The sequence below is a fragment of the Acinetobacter sp. B-6 genome (assembly GCF_056930735.1).
Genome location: NZ_JBXPBY010000019.1, coordinates 24140 through 43260 on the forward strand (window position 1 = coordinate 24140; position 19121 = coordinate 43260).

The 19121-nt window shown below is 39.6% G+C and carries 12 protein-coding genes; 6 read left to right on the forward strand and 6 right to left on the reverse strand.

Annotation, left to right across the window (positions count from 1 at the left end; translation table 11 throughout):
* The first annotated feature begins 51 nt into the window (after positions 1 to 51).
* The 5 genes from hslO to AC1Z3T_RS18930 all read left to right on the forward strand — a co-directional run bounded on the left by hslO (position 52) and on the right by AC1Z3T_RS18930 (position 3526).
* A complete protein-coding gene (hslO, locus tag AC1Z3T_RS18910) occupies positions 52 to 927 on the forward strand; it encodes an Hsp33 family molecular chaperone HslO (protein WP_100884405.1) in 876 nt (291 codons plus the stop codon).
* Between the two features lie 125 nt (positions 928 to 1052).
* Positions 1053 to 1502: a DUF2147 domain-containing protein gene (locus AC1Z3T_RS18915; RefSeq protein ID WP_100884404.1), complete on the forward strand. Its 450-nt coding sequence runs from the start codon at positions 1053 to 1055 to the stop codon at positions 1500 to 1502.
* A gap of 287 nt (positions 1503 to 1789) precedes the next feature.
* The gene (locus AC1Z3T_RS18920) at positions 1790 to 2758 is read left to right on the forward strand and encodes a DnaJ C-terminal domain-containing protein (protein WP_004825326.1); all 969 of its coding nucleotides are present in this window, start codon (positions 1790 to 1792) and stop codon (positions 2756 to 2758) included.
* Positions 2759 to 2798: 40 nt separating this feature from the next.
* Positions 2799 to 3137 carry a chaperone modulator CbpM gene (locus AC1Z3T_RS18925; protein WP_009587211.1) on the forward strand — a complete coding sequence of 113 codons (339 nt, stop codon included), beginning with the start codon at positions 2799 to 2801 and terminating at the stop codon, positions 3135 to 3137.
* A 119-nt stretch (positions 3138 to 3256) separates the two neighbouring features.
* Positions 3257 to 3526, forward strand: coding sequence for an HP1242/YdcH family protein (locus AC1Z3T_RS18930; RefSeq protein ID WP_004825328.1), 270 nt, complete (start codon positions 3257 to 3259; stop codon positions 3524 to 3526).
* Between the two features lie 7 nt (positions 3527 to 3533).
* On the opposite strand, the gene AC1Z3T_RS18935 is transcribed toward AC1Z3T_RS18930, so the two are convergent.
* The 3 genes from AC1Z3T_RS18935 to rpsO form a co-directional block, all read right to left on the reverse strand.
* Positions 3534 to 4757 carry a magnesium transporter CorA family protein gene (locus AC1Z3T_RS18935; protein ID WP_100884403.1) on the reverse strand — a complete coding sequence of 408 codons (1224 nt, stop codon included), beginning with the start codon at positions 4755 to 4757 and terminating at the stop codon, positions 3534 to 3536.
* 147 nt (positions 4758 to 4904) lie between these two features.
* Complete coding sequence (gene pnp, locus AC1Z3T_RS18940; RefSeq protein ID WP_171064930.1) at positions 4905 to 6992, reverse strand: polyribonucleotide nucleotidyltransferase; 2088 nt, start codon at positions 6990 to 6992, stop codon at positions 4905 to 4907.
* A gap of 255 nt (positions 6993 to 7247) precedes the next feature.
* Positions 7248 to 7517: a 30S ribosomal protein S15 gene (gene rpsO / locus AC1Z3T_RS18945; RefSeq protein ID WP_004725514.1), complete on the reverse strand. Its 270-nt coding sequence runs from the start codon at positions 7515 to 7517 to the stop codon at positions 7248 to 7250.
* Between the two features lie 282 nt (positions 7518 to 7799).
* On the opposite strand from rpsO, the gene AC1Z3T_RS18950 reads away from it, so the two are divergent.
* Positions 7800 to 9098 (forward strand): serine hydrolase domain-containing protein, encoded by a 1299-nt coding sequence (locus tag AC1Z3T_RS18950; RefSeq protein WP_100884402.1) that lies wholly within the window; start codon positions 7800 to 7802, stop codon positions 9096 to 9098.
* Positions 9099 to 9765: 667 nt separating this feature from the next.
* On the opposite strand, the gene recD is transcribed toward AC1Z3T_RS18950, so the two are convergent.
* From recD to AC1Z3T_RS18965, 3 genes are all read right to left on the reverse strand, one after another.
* Positions 9766 to 11511, reverse strand: coding sequence for an exodeoxyribonuclease V subunit alpha (gene recD, locus AC1Z3T_RS18955; protein WP_483396868.1), 1746 nt, complete (start codon positions 11509 to 11511; stop codon positions 9766 to 9768).
* Positions 11512 to 11598: 87 nt separating this feature from the next.
* A complete protein-coding gene (locus tag AC1Z3T_RS18960; RefSeq protein WP_167387380.1) occupies positions 11599 to 15393 on the reverse strand; it encodes a UvrD-helicase domain-containing protein in 3795 nt (1264 codons plus the stop codon).
* Complete coding sequence (locus AC1Z3T_RS18965) at positions 15393 to 19118, reverse strand: exodeoxyribonuclease V subunit gamma (RefSeq protein ID WP_100884398.1); 3726 nt, start codon at positions 19116 to 19118, stop codon at positions 15393 to 15395. Before AC1Z3T_RS18965 ends, AC1Z3T_RS18960 begins: the two co-directional genes overlap by 1 nt.
* Positions 19119 to 19121 lie beyond the last annotated feature (3 nt).

Here is a 19121-nt window from a genome sequence, read left to right on the forward strand (position 1 = left end):
ACTTGTGATTTATAATATCGTCACCATCTAAACAGGGATTTGGAGAATTTTATGTCTGATTTACGTCAACGTTTTTATATTGAAGATAGCCCTGTGCGTGGTGAGATTGTGCATTTAGATACGGCACTACAAACTATTTTGTCACAACGTAATTATGCGCCTGCTGTGCGTATCTTACTTGGTGAAATGTTGAGTGCTACCGCATTATTGGCAAGTACATTAAAAATAAAAGGACGTATTAGCTTACAAATTCAAGCCCAAGGTACATTTAAATGGGCGATGGCTGAGTGCAATCATTTAGGTGATGTACGTGCACTTGCGGATTATGAAGAAGATCCACACTTTATGTTGAGTGAAGACAGCAGCACTGTACTCAGCACGCTACAACAACCTGTTTTATTTATTAACATTGAACCTGAAATGGGTGAGCGTTATCAAGGAATTGTACCACTTGATCAACCTACCCTTGCGGGTTGCTTAATGCAGTACTATGACCTTTCTGCACAAATTCCAACACGCATTGTTTTAGCGAGCACCTACCACAATGCGGGGGGACTACTGATTCAGTTATTACCACGTAATAATGAAGAAGAACAACAGCGTGTAGATGAAGATTTGTGGCCACGTTTGATTATGTTGACCCAAACTCTCAAACCTGAAGAGTTAACCGACTTGACTGCGCAAGAAATTCTGTATCGTTTATACAACGAAGAAGAAGTTCGCTTGCCTGATGTTGAACAACTTCAATTTAACTGCACTTGTTCACGTGATAAATGTAAAAATGCATTGATTCAAATTGGCTTAGATGCAGTGAAGGAAACTTTGGAAATCCAAAATCCAATCGAAATGGATTGCCAATTCTGCAATAAAAAATATCAGTTCACAGCAAAAGAAGCATTAAATCTCTTTGGTGAACATTTAAGTTAATTGATCGACATTTTAGAGATTTATATTTAAGTTTCCAACCCTTTAACATATTGATTTTAATTTAAAAAAGAGCAAACTAATTTGCTCTTTTTTTATTCTATTTCAATTTATCACAAGGATGTCCAATGAAAATAAAAGCACTTGTTATCTTCAGTTGCCTGTTGTTTACAGGCTTGACACAAGCAGCAGATCTTGCGGGTAAATGGAAGGCGATTGATGACAAAACTGGCTATTCCAGAGCAGATGTTGAAATCAGTAAAAATCCAAATGGGACTTATAGCGGTAAAATTTATAATACCCGTCCCCTGCCCAATAGCCCTTTAGTGGGATATTGCCATAAATGCAAAGGCAATCTAAAAGACGCCCCAATCGTTGGCTTGAAAATTATTGATGACTTTAAACAAAGTCCAGATAATCCTAGTGAATATGTTGCAGGACATGTTTTAGACCCATTATCTGGCAATGTCTATTCGGGTAAAATTAAAATTAATCCTAAAGGCAACCGATTAACACTCCGTGGATATATTGGAATTTCCTTATTAGGTCGATCTCAAACTTGGGTCAGAATTGAATAATTGTGGTTAATTTTAAAAAGCGCTTCGGCGCTTTTTTTATAATATTTTTGATGTGAGTTCACAGGATTCATCTTTTTGGATACATTTATTTTTCAATGAATATTACATGATACAAAGCCGTCATCATGGCTTATACCCTTTTTTATATTAATGCATTTTGACTCACGATGATGCCAATATGACTCAAAAATAAGTTTTGAAACAATAACCACACTAAGTTACTCTTCCATCTGCCTAAAAAAAGGCATAAAAATAGAATAAAGTTAAACAAAATAATGACCTGAACTATGGCAAAAAACTATTACGAAGATTTAGGTGTTTCTCGAACTGCGACACCAGATGAGATAAAAAAGGCATATCGAAAATTAGCGCGCAAATACCACCCTGACGTGAGTAAAGAGGCAGATGCCGAAGCCAAAATGCAAGCAATCAATGTGGCTTACGACACCCTAAGCAATGAAGAAAAGAAAAAACAATATGATTTTGAGTTAGACAACCCTTATGCAAATGCAAGTGGCTTCGGTGGGCAATCTTCAGGGCAAGGTGGTTTTGATGGTAGCCAGTTCCATCGCAGTTATAGTCAAGGTGGTGGCGAAGACTTTAGTGGCTTTGAAGACCTATTTGGTCGCTTTGGCAGTGGTTTTGGTGGTGGGCGCTCACAAGATTTTGGACAAAGAGGGTCTCAACAGCAACGCAGTTATCGAGGTGAGGATCAACATGCCAGTATTCAAATTCCTGTAAATATTGGTTATGAAGGTGCAACACAAAGCATTACCTTGCAAATTCCCACTTACAATGCTTATGGTGAGCCTGAAGTACAGCGAAAAACCTTGCAAGTTAAAATCCCAAAAGGCATGAAAGAAGGACAGCAAATTCGTCTGTCCAAACAAGGTCAAGCGGGTATCAATGGGGGTGAAAATGGTGATCTGTATATTGAAATTCAATATCAAGACACTGACCGCATTCGCGTTGAAGGCGCTGACGTTTACTACACAGTTGATGTCACACCTTGGGAAGCAGCGCTTGGTCAAAGTATTGAAATCGACACCCCTGCTGGTAAAGTCAAAGTCACTGTTCCAAAAAATGCCAAAAATGATCAACAGTTACGCCTAAAAGACAAAGGCATACCCAATAAGACACCCGGGCATCTTTATTTGGTGATCAATATTGTTTATCCCAAAGTCACCACAGACCAACAGCAAAAAGCATATCAAGATTTTGCAGATGCTTTTAATGACTTTCACCCACGTTCATAATTTTTATAGATGCATATAACGATGCTAAAGGAGAGCAATCATGACAACCATTCAATATCGTGAAATTGTCTATGACGGTTTCCATGATGCGGAAATCGTAGATGAAAACATAAATTTAGATCTCAAACATTTTGCTGAAGCATGCGGTCAAAGCCCTGAATGGATTTTGCAATTATTGGAATATGAGATTTTACCTGCACGCCCAGAAAATCGTATCCATCAATTTTTTGGAGAAGATATTTCACGAGCACGTCGAGCCTACCGCTTGCAACGTGACTTTGAAGCCAGTCTATCTGCTGTCGCGATGATGATGGATTTACTTGACGAGGTTCAACAATTACGCAAACAAGTCAAACACCTTCACCTCCATGCTCATTAATTCATTTCAAAATGTTAATGCCTAGTGACAGGTTAATATTTAACCTGTCATGATGCAGAACTTGTCTTTCCGTTTTTGTTTGATTGTTAGAATTTTTATGCAAGAGGTTATAGGCGCTAATGAATTCGAAAGTAATGAATAAAAAGTTGAAACACATGTTCCCAGAATATCGTGATCTCATGTGTATGCTAAAACAAGAAGATCCGCATTTTGCCAAGCTTTTAATTGATCATGATGAACTGGATCGTGAAATCAGTCATCTTGAACTTGATCCCCTCAATCATATTCATGAAAATATTGAGCAACTTAAACGTAAAAAATTGAGATTAAAAGATCAACTCTATTTGATTTTACAAAAAACAGCTCATATCAATCCTCAACCAGAATAATATTTAATTATTTCAGTTTTGTGATTTTTTCAACTTCCTTCATGGTTTGTTTGATCGGCTCATAATCCAAAAACCAGAGTAAATTCACGTGTTGATTTTTATGTTGTTGTGCCAACATATCAATCACACTTCTTTCACCACGTCCAACCAAATGACGGCGGTAAAAGTAGATTAATAAGCCGATCGTACATGCCAGCATCACCCCAAGCATAATCCAAAATCCCATGGGACTACGCAAACCAGGTATAAATTCAAAATTCATTCCATAAACACCCGTTAACAAGGTGAGTGGTGCAAATACCGCAGTAATAATGGCAAGTATTCGCATGTTTTCATTGGTTTGATTGGCGATTGCTGAAAAATGTAAATCAATTGCTGTTTGGATGGCTGTGCTCAATCTCACCGTATACTTTTGGATACGTTCGACATGGCTCACCAAATCATCGACTCGAACCAAAATAATATCTTGCTTTTCACTATGCTTTTTACCTTTTAAATGGGCATAGTTTTCAACAATTTCATCTCGAAGTTCCTGTAAAGAATCAATTTGTTCTTCACATAGGTTTTCAATTTGCTGAAAAACCATATTCTCTTGGAATAGTTGATGCCATTTTGAAAAGCGACGATTGCCTTGCAAAAGTTCTTGTTGCCAAAACTCGACACGGCGTGAAAGCGGATTGCGCAAATCCAGATAACCATCAATCATGCTATTTAATAAACGTAATGCTAAATCTAAGGGTGTTCTCGGGAGCTTGCGTGGTTTGTTTTGCTCTTCTAAATCCTTATTCATGATATTCAGGATACGAGCTAAATAGCTTTCAAAGGCATGATTGCCCTGCTCACGTACGGTGATTAAAGCTTGGGGAGTAATAATAAAACTGACTGGAGATGTCGCTAAACCAAAAACACGATCATGATGTTCTAATGCCGTGTCACCACTACTGATCTGATCATCTGGCGTAATCAGTTTCCGAAAAATTAATAAATCATAATCTTCCATCGTATCAAAGGCACATGGGTGTTCGATGTTTAAAATATCTCGAATATGATATTCATTGAGATGAACGTCCGTATCATTATGAATTTCTTTTTGCCATTGCTCCGCACGATTAACTACATCTTCACGCGTACAATCCACCCAAACAAACTGTTGTTCTGCATCGAGCACAGGTTGTTTCTGTATACAAGTATAAGGTTCATCAGGATGCTGAAAAAAATAGAAACTTTGCATATTCACAGTAATTATTGATCTTTCTTGCTATGCATCATGCCATAAAAAAAGCCCTGAGCAAGCCAAAGTTGTTACTTTGGCAAAACTCAAGGCGGGCTTTTTTTATTAGACTTTAAACAAACTAAAAGGGTCTAAAGCCTAGCAAGCTTATGCTTGGTCTACATCTTTCATCGTTAATTTAATACGACCACGGTTGTCTACATCAGCAACTTGAACTTTAACATCTTGACCTTCAGCCAAAATATCTGTCACGTTTGCAACACGTTCATTTGAAATTTGTGAGATGTGAAGTAAACCATCTGTACCCGGCATAATGTTTACAAATGCACCGAATTCAACAATACGAATCACTTTACCTGGGTAGATTTTACCTGGTTCAACTTCTGCTGTAAGTGCTTGGATTTTTGCAATCGCTGCTTGAGCTGCTGCTTTAGTTTCACCAAATACACGTACTGTGCCGTTGTCTTCGATATCAATTGCCGCTTTAGTTTCTTCAGTGATTTGACGAATTGTCGCACCACCTTTACCAATCACATCACGGATCTTATCAGGGTTGATGTTGATCACTTGGAATGTTGGCGCATGCATTGAAATTTCAGGGCGAGCACGTGAAATCACTTGGTTCATTGCGTTAAGAATATGCATACGACCTGCATATGCTTGATTCAACGCAACTTCCATAATTTCTTCTGTGATTCCTTCGATTTTGATGTCCATTTGAAGTGCAGTAATACCGTTTGCAGAACCTGCGACTTTAAAGTCCATATCACCTAAGTGGTCTTCATCACCTAAGATGTCAGAAAGCACAGCAAAACGCTCACCTTCTTTTACCAGACCCATTGCAATACCTGCAACTGGCGCTTTAAGTGGAACACCTGCATCCATAAGTGACAATGATGCACCACATACAGAAGCCATTGAAGATGAACCATTTGATTCAGTAATGTCAGACACGATACGAATCACATACGGGAAGCGATCAGCGGGTGGAAGTACCGCTTGAACACCACGGCGAGCCAAACGACCATGACCAATTTCACGGCGTTTAGGACCAGATTCACGACCTGTCTCACCCACAGAGTATGCTGGGAAGTTATAGTGCAACATGAAGTTGTCGGTTTTTGTACCCGCTAAAGTATCAACCATCAACGCATCACGTGTATTACCTAAAGTCGTTGTAACCAACGCCTGAGTTTCACCACGCGTAAACAATGCTGAACCATGAGCACGATCCAATACACCCACTTGTACGTCTAATGCGCGAACAGTTTTGGTATCACGACCGTCAATACGTGGTTTACCTGAAAGGATATTGTCACGCACTGTACGGTATTTTAAATCTTCAAAGAGTTCATTTAAGTCGTCAGCGATACCATCAACATCTTCTTCTGGAACAAACTGCGCAACAGCCTCAGCTTGTAAAGCATCTAATGCAGCATAACGGTCATGCTTAACCGCAATGGTATATGCTTCAGAGATTTTCGCTTCAAATGCGTCTTTTAATTTTGCACGAAGGTCTTCGTTTTTAACTGGAGCAGTCCAAGTAGATTCTGTTGCACCAGCGGCAGCAGCAAATTCTTTAATCGCTTGGATCGCAATTTGCATTTCATCATGACCGAAAAGCACAGCACCAAGCATTTGGTCTTCTGAAAGCTCTTTCGCTTCAGACTCAACCATCAATACCGCAGATTCTGTACCTGCAACAACAAGATCAAGATCAGATTGAGCAAGCTGTTCTAAATTTGGGTTAAGAACATATTCACCGTTGATTAAACCAACACGCGCACCACCGATTGGACCACGGAAAGGTGTGCCAGCGATAGCTAAAGCTGCTGAAGTACCCAACATTGCAGCGATATCGGCTTCCATTGTTTTATCAGAAGAAACAACTGTAGCAGTCACTTGGATTTCGTTATAGTAACCTTCAGGGAACAATGGACGAATTGGACGGTCAATAAGACGAGAAATTAAAGTTTCTGACTCTGAAGCACGACCTTCACGCTTACCATATCCACCTGGGATACGACCTGCAGCATATTGTTTTTCTTGATAGTTTACTGTAAGTGGGAAAAAGTCTTGTCCTGCTTTAGCAGTAGGTTGTGCAACGACAGCTACAAGAACAGTTACACCACCCATAGTGATCAATACAGTGTTTGCTTGACGAGCAACGCGACCTGTTTCTAATACAACTTGATGTTGACCATATTGAAATTCTTTACGAATAACATTAAACATTGACATGTATTTTTGTTTCCTAATTTTATTCTAGTGGAGACCCCTAAGGTTTGGCATTCATATCTGTTACATAAATGACAAAGCTTAGAAGCCGACCTCACTAGACAATAAATCTTTATTTAGACTAATTTTAAACACGAAGAAGGAGCGAATATTCGCCCCTTCCCTTTTATCCAGTAAATACTGGATAGACTTTAGTTTTCATCAATACAGCATTCAGCATGCAATAATCCGAAAATAAAAGTTTAAATCGAATTAACGACGTAAACCTAAAGCAGCAATCAAATCGCTATAACGAGTAGCATCTTTACCTTTAAGGTAGTCAAGAAGCTTACGACGTTGGTTAACCATACGGATCAAACCACGACGGCTATGATGGTCGTGTTTGTGTTCTTTGAAGTGACCTTGCAAATCATTGATTTGAGCAGTCAATAAAGCAACTTGTACTTCTGGTGAACCAGTGTCATTTTCAGCACGAGCGAATTTTGCAACGATCTCTGCGCGATCTGCGTTTGTTAAAGCCATTCGATTTCTCCGAGATGCTTAATTTAAATACTTGATACAAATCAAATTGATTCTTCAAAACCAATTTAACTGCCGTGCATCACTACAGCAGAGGCTTATTTTAAAGGAAGTATGTTGAGATTGCAAAAATATTGTACATCTCAGTTCTAGCAAGTTTCACTTGATGATAAAAGCACATCAATATTGCACTTTTTTTACACAGTGCATGGCAATTCGGACACAGACATTTATCTCGACTCAGTTCACACTTGTTCTGAATAAAAATAAGCATGGACAACGATTGTGAAGTTATTTTCGACCAACACCTGTTTTGTACCCAAGGATTTGGGCAGCATCACCAGTAGTAAAAATGAAGTTCATCCTGAACTCGGGGGAATGACATTAAAACAAGTAGATAAAATCTGGCAGAGTATTGAGCACCTTTATCAAACAGGTAATCACCCCCTGATCAGTGTGTGTTTAAGACGTAATGGTCAAATCATATTGAACCGCAGTTTGGGGCACACCTCAGGAAACTCTGCGGATGGTTTAGCCAAAAATGCTGTGATTGCAAGTCCAGATACCCCCATTTGCTTATTTTCAGCATCCAAAATGATTACCGCCATCTTGATTCACATGTTAGATGAAACAGGTGAAATCAACTTATTGGACCCGATCAGTCATTACATTCCTGAATATGCACAAAATGGCAAACGCCGTGCCACAATCTTTCATTTACTGTCGCATCGTGGTGGCATTCCACGTATAGAAATGGAAGTCACCCCAGAGCTCTTATTTGATAAAGATCAAATTTTACAATATCTCTATGCTGCACAGCCGATTTCCCCTGCAGGCTCACATTTAGCTTACCATGCAGTCACAGCAGGTTATATTCTCGGTGAATTGATCGAGCGCGTGACTGGGCAAGATCTCCGTCAATTCCTCCATGAAAAAATTGAAAAACCCATGAATATGCCGTTTTTCAATTATGGTTTAAAACCTGAATATCGCGATCAAGTCGCGCTGAATTATCCGACTGGTGTGCATCCAAAACTTGGAACTGATTTATATTTAAATCATGTTTTAGGTGGGGGATTACAACTTGCGGTAGATGTAACCAATGATCCACGCTTTATGGATACTGTCTGCCCTGCTGGCAACATCTATACCAGTGCAGAACAAGCCAACCGTTTTTTTGAAATGTTGTTGAATGGCGGAGAATATCAGGGCAAACGGATCATGAGCCCAGAAACGGTTTTCCGTGCAACGCTACCAACATCCACCACTAATATTGATCGAACACTACTTGCCCCTATGCGCTATGCATTAGGTCCAATGTTAGGCAGCAATCCTTTGGGTATTTTTGGTCCAATGACAGGACAAGCGTTTGGTCATCTTGGATTTTCCAATATCTTATGCTGGGCTGATCCTCAACGCGATATTAGTGTCAGTATTTTAAATACAGGAAAAGCCGTCATGGGTACACATATTCCTGCTTTGGCACAAACACTTTATCAAATTTCCAATAACTGCCCTAAAATCCCGAAAGCACAACGTCGTGCTGTATTTGGTACAGATCGTACTGAAACAGAATTGGTTTAAATCAGAAAGTAAGATATGAAAAAGCCCTAAGATTACTCTTAGGGCTTTTCCGTTGCGCTGTAGTTTCTTGTTTAGTTATTGTCGGTATCTTATTTATTATCTTTATTGTGCTCTCGACACTTATTGTTTTATCACTGACATTCATTTTCACGACCATGTGACCAATTATGTCCATATATGACTTATTATACATGTCAAATATGTAAGACAAAAGTCGTATTTAACTCATCTTTATGTGAGAAATTGCGTACAGAAAAATGACCGTGGTGAGTTTCATAAAAAGCCTTTTAAAATGTGATAGATGACATAATAAATGTGGATTTCAAGTATAATTTTTAATCTAAACTAACAAAAATAAAAGATGAACCTATCATAATTTGAAAACTAGAGTGGCAATCCCTTGGCAATAAAAAAGCCCTGTAGTCTCTCCCAAAACTACAAGGCTTAGCGGCTGTAAGTTTCCTCTTTTATTACTTACTTTCTTGTAAGTTCGCAGTCTCACGACTTCAAGTTGTTCTTATTTTGCGATTTTACTCAACGATCCTTGCCGAGCTCTTTATGGCTTCATCATCTCAAAAACTAACATGAAGCTCTATGCGCAAATCTCTCGAATTCATGTAAGCAATTTCGTACAATGTTCAAATTATCAATTTAAACTTCAAAATAATTATACCGCATTAACCATCCTAACCAATCCACTAGTACGTGTGGTTGCTATATTCAGAGATTGTACAAATGCGCTTTGATCAACCAAGAGACTGACCACAGATTTGGCTCGTGTAATTGCGGTATAAATCAACTCTTGACTTAATAGCCGAGTTGCTGCCGAATCTAAAACCACTGCGGTATGAGTAAATTCTGAGCCTTGTGATTTATGAATCGTCAGTGCAAAAGCCGTCTGCATTGCTTTAGGCAAACGAGTTGCAGGAAACCATTTATCCAAGCTAGGGAAATAGACTTCGAATTGTCCCTGCTGTTGACGGTGTTTCAGACAAATCCCAATATCTCCGTTAGAGAGTCCTAATTGGTAATCATTGTAGGTCATCATCACAGGACGCCCCACATACCAATCTCCTCGTTTGGATAAAGTCGGAATATATTCAAATAAAGCTTTTTCCATTTCTGTATTTAAACTGTTTAAACCCATTACCCCATGACGTATAGCGGTGAGAATCCGGTAACTGTCAAACGCGTGTACGACCATCTTGGCTTGATCATGTTCTGTGTCGGTATTCAAATAAACCTGAAGGCTTTCAAAATAAGTATGGAAACCTAAACTTAATTTCTTGTAGTAGCCCGCTAAATCAGCTTGCGCAATTTTTTCAGGAAGATACTCAAGCTGAATGACATCTTGCATGTCTGGTAATAAATCGACTGGTTTAAGTTCTCCTGCAACAACCACCTCTTGTTCAAAGTGTGCTAAAAGTTGCGATGGAGCAGTATCCAGCGTTTTTTGCATTTGAATAAACTTTGCCATTTTCCCAATCAATGCACCTTCTTTAAAGCGTTGACTGGTCATTAAATTAACCCGATGATCAGACAAAGTTTCCATCTGTTGCAGATCAGCAAGGACTGCACCGACATCCACTGAAGCCAATTGATTTGCATCACCCAACAGGATTAAACGTCCATGTTCAGGAATCGCCTCAAACAGCATGGTTGCTAAATTTAAATCCAGCATTGAAGCTTCATCTACAACCACAACATCATAAGGCAGTGGTTGGCGTTGGTTAAAGCGCGGGGTCTGTTGATGACCTAATCCCAACAAACGATGCAAGGTCATCGGATTAAATAGATTTGGACTTAAACCAAAATGTTGTAATTTAGGATCAGACAAGGACTTCTGCAAAGCTTCCCCCATACGTTGTGCAGCTTTTCCTGTAGGTGCTGCCATCGCGATTCGAATATCTGGAGTTGCTTGATATAATACGGCAATGATTCTTGCCAAAGTATAGGTTTTACCTGTACCCGGTCCCCCCGTAATCATGCTCAAAGCCGATTTCGCGACCATAGCCAAAGTCGCTTTTTGATAAGCATCAGTCAATAGTTCATCAAATTCCGAAACATCCACCTGAGCAGTAGATTGCACACTCAGACGTTTAATTTGTTGTGCCAAGCGTCTCTCAAGTTGCCAATAACGATAGAGATAAAGATACTCATGATCTTGTACAAACGGCGCAACTGCGCTTTCTGGATTGTCTGCGTGAATCATCAAGGACGTTAACCCTGTTGTATTTTTATCCTTTGCGGGAATACAACTATCACCCTGAGTGCTTGCCAAAAGTATTTCTTGTGCTAGTTCAAGTGCATATTCATCTAATTTAGGGCTTGTGGAATACTGTGTTAAAACATATTTACTCCATGTCTCAATCCATTGTGGGACTTGGCTTTCTAAATCCTGTTGATTTTCCACACAGTTATCCTCAGAGTTATCTACAAGGTTTTCAACAAAGTTATCCACATGATAACCTATTGTTTATACAGTTTTTCAAATAACTATTCACACAATTTCACTAGATTTATCCTCAACAAAATAGCCCAGTATCGCATCTAATCTCAAAATAAACTCTGTGGTGGGGCGCCAGAAATAGTAGCCTTGATCGACTTGAGCATTCATACCACGTAAATACAAATAAGTTGCACCACCTAAATCCCGTTCAATTTGGTAGTCTTCAAGTTGGATTTTTAAATAGCGATGTAAAGCCACCAAATATAACGATGCCTGCAACCAATAACTGGCATGTGACATACTCTCTTGCACGGCTTCTGAGGTATAGTTGTGTTGATCCGCACCCAGAAAATTACTTTTATAATCGGCAATATGATATTGCTGCCCATCAAAGAAAACCAAATCAATTGAGCCATTGAGATAACGGGCTGAACGAGCATCATTAAACTCAGGCATTTTTATTCCGTACTCATCAAATAACTGATAAATCCGTTGAATTGCCAAAACTCGATCTGAAAGCGATAAATAGAATGGGAACTCAGCCAAATGTTGATGAGGTTCAAGCTGTTTTAATTGGAAATTTTTGAGAATTGGTGTGGATAAGACCTCAGCCAGCCACTCAGCAACCCAAGTCAGCAAAGTTTCTTCAGCATTGGATTGAGCTAAAGCATTCTCCTCTACAGTTTGGTTTAAAAAAGCCAGTCGGTATTTTTCAAGCAATTCCGTCCATAAACTGGAGTAGTCATTTTTAAAACGTCGACGAATTTCAAGATGCCAATATCGTGTATCCTGAAAATCAATATGTTCAAAGATTTCATGCAAGAAATTTCCTGCAATGGTACCCATTGGAAAATTGGCTTTGATCCATGCAATCGGTTGCTCAGGCTGTGTTTGCTGAATAATTTCAATCATCGGCTGTTGAATTTCATCTTCTGCACGGTCTTGCTTTTGTTCAGAAACTGCCAAGGCATCTTGAATTTGTTGTCGTGTTAAATGTTGGGCCAAAGCACTAAAACTGGTTTTTCCCCGCGGATAAAAACGCTGTGTTGGAAATGCTTGCGCAATTAATGGTAAAGGATGTTCAGACTTAGGTTTTTCCAGTGCTTTAGGACGCTCAGTCAGTAAGTCTTCCATACAGCTACCGATATGCTGAAAAACATCAGCACCTTGACCCCGCCAAAATGCCAAGCCTGTTGTCGACTTTTCTTTGGTATCACTCAACAGGGCATAAACACGATAACTGGCACGGGTCAACGCCACATACCACAAACGATGATGTTCTGCTAAAGCACGCTCATTATGTTGTTCGATATCTTTTTTATCCAGTAAATTACTGTCATTAACAGCCACCACACGCTGTTGTTCAGTCTGCCCTGTCTGGCTATTTAATTGGACTGCTGTCGAAAAGTTCAAGGTCTTATTGATTTCTTTAAATTCTTTGTCTGCACCCAGTAAAAAAACAAATTTAAACTCTAAACCCTTCGATTGGTGAATGGTCATCAACTGGACCCCTGCCTCATTGGACAGTTTACGCTCCATTTCCCACTCTCGTTCCATTGGTGCAGTCAGCTGTTTTAAATACCAATGATAAAGATTTTGCGCACCTTGATATGTTTCACTGTGTTGGCTGAGCAGTTCAGTTAAATGACGTAAATTCACCACCACACGCTCATTATCACGACTACGCTTTTCCACCAGTTTTTTCCAGACCGCACACTGATTGAGTAGATATTGCCAAGCAGTTAAGAAACCTTGATTCAGCCATATTTCACGGACCTGATCAAACAACTCGATGTATTCACTTAAGCCATCTGCATGCTGTTCTAATGCAATCAAATCTTTTAAGCTCAAACCCATCATACGACTTAATACAGCACGTTTTACTTTCGCTTCATGGTAAGGGTGCAAAATTGCAGTCAGTACAGCCCCAACATCATGGGCAATCTGACTTTCAAAAACACTTTTCTTTGAAGGTCGATTGGTGCGAATCCCCAGAAACTCTAACGCAGCTTGTGCCTTATCCAGCCCATCGTGGTTTTTCGATAAAATAGCAATGTCATTTTCATCTAGCGGACGCTGCGCGGATTTCTCCTTAAACAATAAACTGCCTTGAATACCTTGATTGAGCAAATCACGGATTTTCCATGCCACTTGTTCTGCTTCAAGCTGTTTATCTGCTAACTTGAGCCATCTTAAAGGTTGAGGATTTATCTGTCCCTGATCCAACAGATCTGGATGGGGGCGACTGCCTGCTTGCACAGGGGTATAGATCACCTGCTCGCCAAAATCCATTTGTCTTTGAAATAAGGCATCGACCACCTCAACCAAGGGTTTTACTGAACGATGGTTATAGATCAAGTTATATTCGTTGCCATCTTTACCAAACACATCCTGATGTGCTTTTAAAAAAGTCAGCATGTCCCCACCACGGAAACCATAAATCGCTTGTTTACGATCACCCACCATGATCATACAGCCATTCTTAACTCGACTTGGATGACGCCAAATTTGCGCTAACATATCGTCTTGATCTTGGTTGGTATCCTGAAACTCATCAACCAAAATTAAGGGATAACGTGCATGGACAAAAGTAGCAAACCGTTGTCCTTGTTCACCTTGTAAAGCTTCCGCAAGCGTTCGAATTTGCTGGGCAAAGGTTGTTTCACCCTTTTGCTGTAATACTTGTGGTAAGCGCTGCTTCACTTCTTGCGCCAAATAATATTTAAGAAAAGTATTGGTTCCGAGCAACTGATTTTCAAATACTTCGATTTGCGCATAGATACTCAACAGCTGTTGAACAATCGGATGTTGATAAAATCCCAGCTGTACATGTTCAGGGGCTGCTTTCTTAAAGATCTGTTGTTCACGAAGCACTTTGATCAAAGTGGAAAAATCAGACTTTTCCACTGCCAACCCGGAACTCAAATAATGTTTATAGCCCTGTTGTTGGGTGGTTTGAATAATTTGTGGCAGACTCTTGGTAAAAATACGATGAAAACGATCACTCCTAAATTTTGTCCCATTACAAAACTTATAATAATCACCGTCCAATAAATAATAAGCTTCAAGTGTTTGTAACTGTTGCAATTGAATTTGCGACAGTTGTTCTATTGCCTGTTGAAATGATTGAGCATCCACAGTAGAAAATTGTGGCTCAACAAATTTTGCCGATGCGAAATTTAAACTTTGCTCAACTGTCGATGCATAGTAGTCGACACCATGTAACTCTCCTGCAAACATCAAACTATCGACAATATCTTGCGGTTGTTTTTGAATCCATGCCCTTAAAACATCATGAATCAATTGATAAGTATAGCTTTTTGCATCATCAGTAATTTCTGCACGTTCAATCTTGCCACTTTCAAAAGCAAATTCACGTAATAGTTTTTGACTAAAGCTATCTAAGGTCCCCACAAACAATTCGTCAAGTTGATCAATCACCAGTTTTAGACGTTCACAGGCATAAGCCACTTGCGATGCAAATATTTTCAACAACTTAGAAAATAAAGGATCGGTTTCCTGCTGGGCTTTGTTTAAAACCTGTGATTCAGTCAGCTCTCGACAGGATTCAAAATAGTGAAACGTATCTTGTAAACGTGAACGAATCCGACTTTTCAACTCGGCAGCAGCTTTTCGAGTAAATGTGGTTGCAATCACTTGGCTTGGTAAGTATTTTTCTAAAAAAATCCGCACCATCAAACTGGACAAGGTATAGGTTTTACCTGTACCTGCAGAAGCTTCGATCCAATGTAAACCAGCAAAGTGCATATCTTCAATCGGTTGAATCGAAACCTGCTTTTTTTTGCTACTGGCTGTGTTACTAAGCGATAAATTTACGGAAGTCATCATGATTCCTCCGCAACAATTTGATACTGATAAATGGGTTGATACAGATCATACGCAAATTGATCACAAGCATGCTTGAGCAGTGCAGTCGCATCTTGTTCTTGCAAAATAAATTGCCAATCCCGATGCTTTTTGCTCCACTCCATTTCCGTCAAATCATAAGGTAAAAATGCATCACTTTTATTCCACTCATTGAGTATTACTGTGAAATCCTCAATCACTGAACGACCAGAGTCTTCAGCTATCCAGGTCAATGTTTTATTATTTTCACTGAGCTTCAACAATAATGCAGCGGGCAATACCAAAGGCTCAGACTGTCCATAAGCAAAGGCTTTAAACCATGCCAATAAATATTGTTTTGCTTGTGCTGAACTTAATCCTGTATTGATGATCGTCACATCACTAAATACCGCAATCCGTTGTAAACCTTTCGACTGTTCGGCATCCAGATTTAAATAACTCAGCCACAACAAATACTCTAACCAAACTTTAGTACGACGTTTAGCACGACCACTTGAGGCATCTAAACTGACCCAATCTGTGCGCTGCTGTTGAGGCAAGGTAATGTTCATAACCAAACCAGATTCAATCCGCCACTGACGCTGTGTGGTCAATGTCACTTCAGGCGCATAACGCTTTAAGCGTGCTTTTAAACTATCTTGTTCAGCCAAGCCGATTTGCCATGCACTGAGCTGAACCTTGCCTATCGGAAGTTGATTCTGTAATAATCGCATATCATTTACCGCAGCATCATCTACAGAATGAAGCGTCGCCTTTTGTAAAAAATCTCGGATTTGATAACGTGCCAAGCCATCCAAAATCAAAGGTTCATTCAATGCTGGCATATCATCTGCGCTTAGATTTTCAACCCCCAAGGTTTTTAAATATAATCGTGCAGGGAAGGTCATATCTTGAATCCACTGCCCTGCATCCAATACTATAATATCGTCTTGAGCTGATGGATAAGCGGTATTCACCCAAGCATCACGTTGAGCCAATGCCTCTGTTTGACGAATCTGTTGTGCGACTTGGAACCATTGGTCCTGATAACGGATGGACTGTTGGGATTCAAAACCAGAAGGCTCAAAGGGCTGTAAAGTGTGGACATGATATAAAGTTTGAATCTGTTCTGGTACTTCAATTCCATCTAAGGACACGGTTTGTGCTACAGCAGTCAAGTTCTCAGGGCTTGTATTTGATGTGGATGTTGATTGCAAATGATCGGCTTGACTAATAAAGGCAATATGATTGATCAACTCTTGTAATACACTTGATGGGTCTCGAACCTCACCATCACTGACATCAAAGCCATTGTAAAATAACCATAGATTTTCTTGTGCCAACAGTAAAGCATCTAAAAATGCACCTTGATCATCATCCAAACGTGAACGATCACCCAACTGTGGTTTAAGGATTTGCATTAAGTCGAAAGGGACATGAACATCACGATCTGGGAATTTACCACCATCCAAATTTAACAGTACGATCAGCTTATAAGGCAGCGGGCGAATTTGTCCGATCTGACTAAACGTAATCTGCCCTGTCGGTAAAGCCTGATCAATTTGCCCCTCTAATAAGTTTTGAATTTCATTGAGTAAATATGCCAAAGGCAAATCAATATCTTGGAGAATAGACTGTTCTTGCTCGTCATAGAAACTCGCCAAAGTCAGCATACGTTCTTGTTTTTTTACGATCTCACGTACCGTTTTTAAAGATTCGACACCTGCTTGTTCAAATTCAACAATATCCTGCATCAGCAATTTTAACCACGCTTCCACATTACATTTTAATGTGGTTTGTTTGCCGAGCTCATGTGCAATCATCCAATCTCTACGATGATCAAAGTCTTGGTAAATCTGTACCAAGGTCGTGATCAGCTCAAAATCAGCTGTAAAGACTTGTGCATAACTCAATACATTTTCAAATAATCGATGTTCTGGAATTGCAATGCCCAATACCAAACGATCCAATGCAAATTTAAAACTAAAACGAAAATCATCGTCATCTTGACTCAACGAGCGCTTTAAGTGTTGCGCATCTAAACCACGTTTAAATCCAGCGTTGATCAGCAATTCAATCATGCGTTCTGTATTGGCAATATCTAAATCATAACGTAATTGAGTCGCAGTTAAACTTAACCAATCTGCAAAATCCTCAATGCTAAAACGACTTTCAATCAATTGAATACGTCCTAACACAGCGCGCCAAGCATTATGAGCATCCAATGCCGTCACTCCTGCAATTTTCACAGGCAAATAAACACTGTCCTGATTCGGTGTATGTGGGAATACACTGCGAATCAGTGGCTCAATCTGTTTTAAGTCTGGCACTAAAACTAAAATATCATTTGGACGGCGAGGTTGATCTAGCGAGCTTTTGGCTAACCAAGCAATCAATTGATCTCTCAATACTTCAAGTTGTCTTAATGCAGAATGACATACATGAATCTGAATCGAATCATCCTCTTTTGCGATTGGATAAGCATGTGCCTCTGGCTCAACTAAATAAAGAATATCGGACTGGAGTTTAGTCAATAAATTAATCGGTTCTTCATCGACAAAAGCATCTACCCACTGTCCTTCTTCTCCAGAAGAAAGGTTGGAAAGAATCGAAAAATGATCACGCGCTTGTTTGCCAAAACGTGTCAATAAAGGATGACGAGATTCTCGAATTTCAGCATTAAAATTTAAGGTAAATTCATCGAAAAATTTTTGAATATCCGCATCTGTTGCATTTGGATTTTTACTAATAAAGCGTTCTTTTACTCGTAAATCGTATTGTTTTTTCCAATTTGGATCGACACTGTCTGCCCAGTATTCTTGTGATGGATTGTAATGTAAAATCACCACATCCAGATATTGTCCAAGTCGTCTCAAAAACTGTAATTGACTGGGTGGCAAATCCAACAAGGTAAAGACAATCAGTTGACTTGGTAATTTTTTTAGAGCCTGTGGTCGTTGTTGAACATCCTCCATCACATGCCAAAAATCAGCATCAATACTCTGCATTTCAATAAAATCATCATGAAATGTATGTTGCCATAACCAACGTTGCCAGTTTTCCAGTTCTTGTGCCTGATTCAGCGTAAATGCTGAAATCTGCTGATTGGTCTTAAAAAATTGCTGTTCTAAATTCAGTGCTTCTCCACGCCCCCATTGCGCCAACCAATTACTTGGGCACTGACAAGCTTGATTCTGCGGACAGCCACGTACACAATCAGCACGGTACAACATATAGTGACTAAACAGTTTTGAAACCTGCTCAGACACCCAATACAACATACTTTGCTTTTTCAGTTGTTTATCTAAACCTTGTTGTAACTGTGAAGCGGCGTCATAGATCCGTTGAATAATAGAATGCAACGGATGGTCTTCAGCCAGACTATTTTCCTCATGTTCAATAAAGCTTTTTAAAGTCTGATAAATCCGCCACTTCATAATCAGACGTGGAATATTGGCTTTACGTACTTTATCTTTATCATCAAGTACTTGTTGATAAGCAAACCATTGAAATCCACGGATACGCTGATGAAATTGGCTATTGGCGCTAATGCCCTGTTGTTCTGCGATACGTTGACTCAACCACTCCTGCACCGCAGGACTGGGTACAATAAAATGTTGCGTTTGCAAAACTGCAAAAGGATGTTTAGATGGCCGAATGGTATTTTGCAAAAGCCCTTGCACCAAGACATCAATGCGTTGGCTTTGAATCACATGTATTGCCATAAT